The 7145-nt window shown below is 71.5% G+C and carries 7 protein-coding genes; 3 read left to right on the top strand and 4 right to left on the bottom strand.

The window, feature by feature from the left end; translation table 11 throughout:
• Together FNH04_RS38025 and cobC are read left to right on the top strand one after the other, a co-directional pair.
• Positions 1 to 940: sirohydrochlorin chelatase (locus FNH04_RS38025; protein ID WP_152790391.1), on the top strand; the 940-nt coding region annotated here is incomplete at its 5' end.
• Positions 930 to 2009, top strand: coding sequence for an Rv2231c family pyridoxal phosphate-dependent protein CobC (gene cobC, locus FNH04_RS38020; protein ID WP_152790390.1), 1080 nt, complete (start codon positions 930 to 932; stop codon positions 2007 to 2009). The genes FNH04_RS38025 and cobC, both read left to right, overlap by 11 nt.
• Before the next feature lie 415 nt (positions 2010 to 2424).
• On the opposite strand, the gene FNH04_RS38015 is transcribed toward cobC, so the two are convergent.
• The 4 genes from FNH04_RS38015 to FNH04_RS38000 form a co-directional block, all read right to left on the bottom strand.
• Entirely contained in the window at positions 2425 to 3516 is a 1092-nt protein-coding gene (locus FNH04_RS38015; RefSeq protein WP_152790389.1) for an amidohydrolase family protein, read from the bottom strand.
• Positions 3517 to 3554: 38 nt separating this feature from the next.
• Positions 3555 to 4391: an amino acid ABC transporter ATP-binding protein gene (locus FNH04_RS38010; RefSeq protein WP_152790394.1), complete on the bottom strand. Its 837-nt coding sequence runs from the start codon at positions 4389 to 4391 to the stop codon at positions 3555 to 3557.
• Between the two features lie 65 nt (positions 4392 to 4456).
• Positions 4457 to 5320, bottom strand: a complete 864-nt coding sequence (locus FNH04_RS38005) for an amino acid ABC transporter permease (RefSeq protein WP_152790388.1) — start codon at positions 5318 to 5320, stop codon at positions 4457 to 4459.
• Positions 5317 to 6180, bottom strand: a complete 864-nt coding sequence (locus FNH04_RS38000; protein ID WP_322725038.1) for a transporter substrate-binding domain-containing protein — start codon at positions 6178 to 6180, stop codon at positions 5317 to 5319. The genes FNH04_RS38005 and FNH04_RS38000 overlap by 4 nt, the downstream gene beginning before the upstream one ends.
• Positions 6181 to 6370: 190 nt before the next feature.
• Here FNH04_RS38000 and FNH04_RS37995 point away from each other — a divergent pair.
• Positions 6371 to 7145 (top strand): aminotransferase class V-fold PLP-dependent enzyme (locus FNH04_RS37995; RefSeq protein WP_322725036.1); only part of this gene is annotated, 775 nt, incomplete at its 3' end.

Genomic DNA, 7145 nt, shown 5'->3' with positions numbered 1-7145 from the left:
GCTCATCGCCGGTCACGGCACCCGGGACGACGCGGGCGCCGAGGCGTTCCGTTCCTTCGTACGGGAGCTGGGGCGCCGTCACCCCGAACTGCCCGTCGCGGGCGGGTTCATCGAGCTGTCCCCGCCGCCGCTGGGCGAGGCCGTGACCGAGCTGGTCGAGCAGGGGGTGCGCCGGTTCGCCGCGGTACCGCTGATGCTGGTGTCCGCCGGGCACGCCAAGGGGGACATCCCGGCGGCGCTGGCCCGTGAGAAGGAGCGCCATCCCGGGATCTCGTACTCCTACGGCCGCCCGCTGGGCCCGCACCCGTCGCTGCTGAACGTGCTGGAGCGGCGGCTCGACGAGGCACTGGGCGCGACGACGGGCTCCACGGGTCGTACGCCGCTGGACCGGGCGGACGTGACCGTGCTGCTGGTCGGGCGGGGATCCACGGACCCCGACGCCAACGCCGAGGTGCACAAGGCGGCGCGGCTGCTGTGGGAGGGGCGCGGGTACGCGGGTGTGGAGACGGCGTTCGTGTCGCTGGCGGCGCCGGACGTGCCGAGCGGGCTCGACCGGTGCGCGAAGCTGGGCGCGCGGCGGATCGTCGTCCTCCCGTACTTCCTCTTCACCGGAATCCTCCCGGAGCGGGTACGGCAGCAGACCGAGGGCTGGGCGGACGCGCACCCGGACATCGAGGTGCTGTCGGCCGACGTCATCGGTCCGGAGCCGGAACTGCTCGACCTGGTGATGGAGCGGTACGAGGAGGCGGTCAAGGGCGACCTGCGCATGAACTGCGACTCGTGCGTGTACCGCGTCGCGCTGCCCGGTTTCGAGGACAAGGTGGGCCTGCCGCAACAGCCGCACCACCACCCGGACGACGACGGCCATCACCACGGGCCGCACGGCCACCATCACGGGCATCACCACCACGGCGGGCACGCACACTCCCATGCGCACTGAGGCCGACGGCGGGCGGCACGACCTCCGTCACCACGGTGACGCCGAGGTACGGGACGACGGGGCGGCTCTCGTCGATCTCGCGGTGAACGTCCGCGCGGACACGCCTCCGGCGTGGCTGCGGGAGCGGATAGCCGAGTCGCTGGCCGGGAACGGCCTGGCCGCCTATCCGGACGGCCGGGCCGCGCGGGCCGCGGTGGCGGCGCGGCACGGGCTGCCCGTGGAGCGGGTGCTGCTGACGGCGGGCGCGGCGGAGGCGTTCGTGCTGCTGGCACGGGCCCTGAAGGTACGTCGGCCCGTCGTCGTCCACCCGCAGTTCACGGAGCCGGAGGCCGCGCTGCGGGACGCGGGGCACACGGTCGGCCGGGTCCTGTCGCGTCCCGAGGACGGCTTCCGGCTGGACCCCGCGGCCGTGCCCGGGGACGCGGACCTGGTGGTGATCGGCAACCCGACGAACCCGACGTCGGTCCTGCACCCGGCCGCGGTGATCGCCGGGCTCGCCCGCCCGGGACGGACCCTGGTCGTGGACGAGGCGTTCATGGACGCGGTGCCGGACGAACGCGAGGCGCTGGCGGGGCGCGTGGACGTGCCCGGCCTCGTGGTCCTGCGGAGCCTCACGAAGACGTGGGGGCTGGCGGGTCTGCGTATCGGATACGTCCTGGCGGCCCCCGAGACCGTCGCGGACCTGGAACGCGCGCAGCCGCTGTGGCCGGTGTCGACGCCCGCGCTGGCCGCGGCCGAGGCGTGTGTGTCGCCCCGGGCCCTGGCGGAGGCGGCGGAGGCGTCCCGCCGGATCGCGGCGGACCGTGCCCATCTGGTGGCGGGCCTTCAGGAGTTCGCCTCCGACGGCCTCGTGGTGGCCGAGCCGACGGAGGGCCCGTTCGTCCTCGTACGCCTGCCGCGGGCGGCGCGGGTACGACACCATCTGCGCGTCCTCGGCTTCGCCGTGCGCCGCGGGGACACGTTTCCGGGGCTCGGGGAGGAGTGGCTGCGGGTGGCGGTGCGGGACCGGGTGACGGTGAACCGGTTTCTGCAGGCGCTGGACATGGCGGTGACGCTGGCGGACCGGTGAGGTCCCCCAAGGTTGACCGGCTCGCGACGCCCGGCACGGCTCCCCCACGCTCGGCTTCTCCCCCACTCTCGGCTGCGCTCGAGCGGGAGGTGCCCCCACCGGGGGAGGAACCCCCACCGCCGCGTTGTCGCATCACCCGAGTACATCCAGTACACGGGCGATGCTCCGCCTTGCGATGCTCCCCCACTGTCTGAACGGCGTGGGAGGTGCCCCCAGCACCGGACGCCGCGAGCTTTCCGGCAAACCTTCCCGGTCACAGCACTGGCTGGGGACGGAGGGCGAGGGCGTCCAGGAGCAGGTGTCGCACATGAGGCCAGCGCTCACCCGTGTGGGTGAGAACTGTCAGAACGCTCCCCAGCCGCAGGTCCGGATACCGGCCCGCCGTTCACCACGCCCACCGATCGCCACGGCGGGCTCAGCCGACGACCCTGCCGTTCAGCACCACCCGTCGCGGCGCCGCCAGCGCCCGGACGTCCGCGCGCGGATCCCCGTCGTACACCACCACGTCCGCGGGCGCGCCCTCCTCCAGGCCCGGCCGCCCCAGCCACGCCCGCGCACCCCACGTCGTCGCCGACAGGGCCTCGAGTGGTGGGATTCCGGCGGTGACCAGTTCCGCGACCTCCGCCGCCGCCAGGCCGTGGGCGAGGGAGCCGCCCGCGTCGGTGCCCACGTAGACCGGGATGCCCGCGTCGTAGGCGTTGCGCACCGTGTCGTAGCGGCGCTCGTGCAGTCGGCGCATATGAGCCGACCAGTGGGGGAACTTGGACTCTCCGCCCTCGGCCAGCTGCGGGAACGTCGCGATGTTGACCAGCGTGGGGACGATCGCGACGCCGCGCGAGGCGAACAGCGGGATCAGGTCCTCCGTGAGGCCCGTCGCGTGCTCGATACAGTCGATGCCCGACTCGACCAGGTCCCTCAGTGAGTCCTCGGCGAAGCAGTGGGCGGTGACGCGGGCACCGAGGCGGTGGGCCTCGGCGATCGCCGCCTCGACCGCCTCCCGGGGCCAGCAGGCGGCGAGGTCGCCGAGGTCCCGGTCGATCCAGTCGCCCACCAGCTTGACCCAGCCGTCGCCGCGCCGGGCCTCCTGGGCGACGTACGCGACCAGTTCGTCCGGTTCGATCTCGTGCGCGAAGTCGCGGATGTAGCGGCGCGTGCGGGCGATATGGCGGCCCGCGCGAATGATCTTCGGCAGGTCGTCGCGGTCGTCGATCCAGCGTGTGTCGGAGGGGGAGCCCGCGTCCCGGATGAGGAGGGTGCCCGCGTCACGGTCGGTGAGGGCCTGTTTCTCCGCCGTGTCCTTCGGGACCGGGCCGTCCGGTCCGAGCCCCACGTGGCAGTGCGCGTCGACCAGGCCGGGGAGCGCCCAGCCCTGGACCGTACGGACGTCACGGGCGCCCGCGGGGCGGTCGTAGGCGATCCTCCCGCCAACGACCCAGAGTTCGTCGCGGACGTCGTCGGGTCCGACGAGGACCCGCCCCTTCACGTGCAGCACCGCGTGATTGCTCATGACCGCAGCCTAGGGCCTGTCCGGCCGTGATCCGCCGGTCAGGGTGATCCGCCGGTCAGGCCCTGGTTCCGCTCCTCCTCCACCTGAGCCCTCGCGGGGTCGAGGAGGCGGGAGAGGAAGTGCCGGGTCCGCTCGTGGGCCGGGTCGCCGATGACCCGCTCGGGCGTGCCGTCCTCGACAATCACGCCGCCGTCCATGAACACGACACGGTCGGCGACCTCCCGCGCGAAGGCCATCTCGTGGGTGACGACCATCATCGTCATACCCTCGTCCGCGAGCATGCGCATGACGGCCAGGACATCGCCCACCAGCTCCGGGTCGAGCGCCGACGTCGGCTCGTCGAAGAGCATCACCCGGGGGCCCATGGCGAGCGCGCGGGCGATGGCGACGCGCTGCTGCTGGCCGCCGGAGAGGGAGGAGGGGTAGGCGCCCGCCTTCTCGGACAGTCCGACGCGCTCCAGGTTCTCGGCGGCCGCCTTCGCCGCCCGCGCCTTGTCACGCTTCAGCACCCGGCGCTGCGGCAGCGTGAGGTTCTCGGTCACCGTCAGGTGCGGGAACAGGTTGAACTGCTGGAAGACCATGCCGATACGGCGGCGTACGGCGTCGATGTCCACATCCGGGTCGGTGACCTCGGTACCGCCGACGAAGACCTGGCCCCTGGTGGGCTCCTCCAGCAGGTTCACACAGCGGAGCAGGGTCGACTTGCCGGAACCGGACGGGCCGATGACGCACACGACCTCGCCCTGGGCGATGTCCAGGTCGATGCCGCGCAGGACCTGGTTGTCGCCGAAGGACTTGTGCAGGTCGCGGATCCGGATCTCCGGGCGCCGCGTGCCGACGGGCTCCACGGCTTCCACGGACTTCTCGGACTCCATGGACTTCTCGGGGTTCTCGGGCTCCATGGACTTCTCGGGGTTCTCGGACTTCTCGGGGTTCTCGGTCACTTGACGGCCTCCTGGGCCTTCGCCTCCATACGGCGCACGACGAAGCCGAGCGGGATCGTGACCAGCAGGTAGCACAGGCCCGCGACCAGGATCGGCGTGGAGTTGGCGGTGGTGCTGGCCAGGTCGCGGCCGTACTTGGACAGTTCGCGCTCCGCCAGGGTGACGCCGAGGAACAGCACCAGCGAGGAGTCCTTGAAGAGCAGCACCAGTTCGTTGGTGAGCGGCGGGAGGATGATGCGGAACGCCTGCGGGATGATGATCGAGATCATGGCGCGGGCGGGCGAGAAGCCCAGGGAACGGGCCGCCTCCATCTGCCCCTTGGGCACGGCCTGGATACCCGCGCGGATCGTCTCCGCCATGTACGCGGCGGCCACCAGGCCGAGCGCGAGCGCGACCTTGCCGTACGTGCCGCCGATGATCTCGGTGCCCGGGAAGGCCAGCGGCACGGCCACACCGATGAAGATGAAGATCAGCAGGGCGGGCAGACCGCGGAAGATCTCGATGTAGATCCCGGCGAGCCAGCGGTACGGGCCCACGGAGGACAGCCGCATCAGGGCGATCACCATGCCCAGGGCGAGTCCGACGGTGAAGCCGGACACGGTGTAGAGCACGGTGTTCTGCAACGCCAGGGTGATGACCTCGGGGAACATGCGCTCGGCGATGTCCGGCCGCGCGAACTGGTTCCGCAGCCGGTCCCAGTCGGCCGCGACGGCGAGGGCGGCCACGGCCGCGACGAAGACGGCGTACTGGACGCCGCGCGACAGGCCGCGCTTCTGCCGCCGGGTCAGGCCCTTCTTCTTCGGCTGGACTTCGAACGCGGATGCGCCGGTCGGGGCGGGCTGGGCGGTCGGGTCGGTCATGAGGCGGAGGGCGACGCGGCGGACGCACCAGGTGCCGCGGAAGCGGCGTACGGGCCGATCCACCGCTCGTACAGCTCCTTGTATGAACCGTCGGCCTGCGCTTCCTGGAGTGCCTTGTTGATGGCGGCGAGGAGCTTGGTGTTGCCCTTCTTCACCGTGAAGCCGTACTGCTCACCGGTCTCGACGTTGTCGGCGACCTCGAAGGCGTCGGCGGTGGCCTTGTCCTTCAGCCAGCCCTGGACCACGGGGTAGTCGATGACGACGGCCTCGACCTGGCCGGTGCGCAGACCGTTGAGGACGGCGTCGGAGGACTCGAAGGAGACGGGGTCGAGGCCCTTGCTCTTGGCGTAGTCCTCGCCGGTGGTCTGCGCCTGGGCGCCGAGCTTCTTGCCCTTGAGGTCCGCGAAGGAGCCGATGCCGCTCTTCTTGTCGACGAGGACGGCCTGGGTCGCCTCGAAGTACGGGTCCGAGAAGTCGACGTTCTTCTTGCGCTCCTCGGTGATCGTCATGCCGGCCGCGGCGAGGTCGCACTCGCCGGAGTTGAGGAACGCGCCGGTCTTGAAGTTCTCGAACGGTGTGTCCTTGATCTCCTGCTTCACGCCCAGGTCCTTCGCGACCAGGTCGACGAGGGAGACGTCGAAGCCCTGCACCTTGCCGTCGATCTCCGACTGGAAGGGCGGGTACGGCAGGTGGGTGCAGGTGGTGAGTTGGCCCGCCCTGACGAGTTCGACGCCGCCGGCTGCGGTCTTCGTACCGCTGCCCGCGTCGTCGCTGGAGGTGCAGCCGGCCACGAGCACCAGCCCGGCCGTCGCGGTGATGGCGGCCAGAGTACGGGTCCGGCGCCCGAGGAGCGTGTTCACGGGGGAGTCTCCCTGAGAAGCGAAAGGTTCTGTTTATAAGGAAAGCTTGAAGTCTCTCAAATCATTCCCATGGTCATCCAGCAGTTCAGCCTGCGACTCATTGGCGCAGGTGGCGCGGTTACGCTCGAACGTGGTCTGCATGCACATGCGGACCGATCCATGCCTACCCCTGACTGAGGAGAGCACCCCCGTGACGCACCCCTTTCTGGATCTGGCCCCGTTGAGCGCTGCGCGCTTCGCCGCGATCGAGGACCGGGTGGCACGGCTGCTGGCCACCGATCAGGACGTGGTGATCATGCAAGGGGAGGCGCTGCTGCCGCTGGAGGGCGCGATCCGCGGGACGGCCGGGCCCGGGACGACGGCACTCAATGTGGTCACCGGGCCGTACGGGCAGACGTTCGGCAACTGGCTGCGGGACTGCGGTGCCCGGGTCATCGACCTGGCGGTGCCGTTCCACACGGCGGTGACGGCCGATCAGGTCCGGGACGCCTTCGCCGAGCACCCGGAGATCGACTTCGTCTCGCTGGTCCACGCCGAGGCCGCGACCGGGAACACCAACCACGCGGCGGAGATCGGTGCGGTGGTCCGCGAGCACGGCGCGCTCTTCTACCTCGACGCGGTCGCGTCGATAGCTGCCGAGCCGGTGCTGCCGAACGCGTGGGGCGTGGACCTGTGCGTGATCGGGGCGCAGAAGGCGATGGGCGGGCCGGCGGGCGTGTCGGCGATCTCGGTGAGCGGGCGGGCGTGGCAGCGGATGGCCGCGAATCCGGGGGCGCCGCGGCGGTCGTACCTGTCGTTGCTGGACTGGAAGGAGCGGTGGACCGACGGTGGGCGTCGCGTACTGCCGCATGCTCCGGCCCAGTTGGAGATGCTGGCGCTCGAGGCGTGTGTGGAGCGGATCGAGCGGGAGGGGCTGGAGGCGGTGATGGCGCGGCACGCCGCCGCGGCGGCGGCCACTCGGGCGG

Source organism: Streptomyces phyllanthi (assembly GCF_009377205.1).
GTDB classification, from domain to species: Bacteria; Actinomycetota; Actinomycetes; order Streptomycetales; family Streptomycetaceae; genus Streptomyces; species Streptomyces phyllanthi.
Note: the sequence above shows the minus strand (reverse complement) of the source record. Positions and strands in the feature narration are given on the sequence as shown.

Bases quoted from the DNA above. Each gene is read 5' to 3' on its own strand.
- cobC (WP_152790390.1), top strand. From the start codon at position 930: ATGCGCACTGAGGCCGACGGCGGGCGGCACGACCTCCGTCACCACGGT.
- FNH04_RS38015 (WP_152790389.1), bottom strand. From the start codon at position 3,516: ATGAGCAATCACGCGGTGCTGCACGTGAAGGGGCGGGTCCTCGTCGGA.
- FNH04_RS38010 (WP_152790394.1), bottom strand. From the start codon at position 4,391: ATGGAGTCCGAGAAGTCCGTGGAAGCCGTGGAGCCCGTCGGCACGCGG.
- FNH04_RS38005 (WP_152790388.1), bottom strand. From the start codon at position 5,320: ATGACCGACCCGACCGCCCAGCCCGCCCCGACCGGCGCATCCGCGTTC.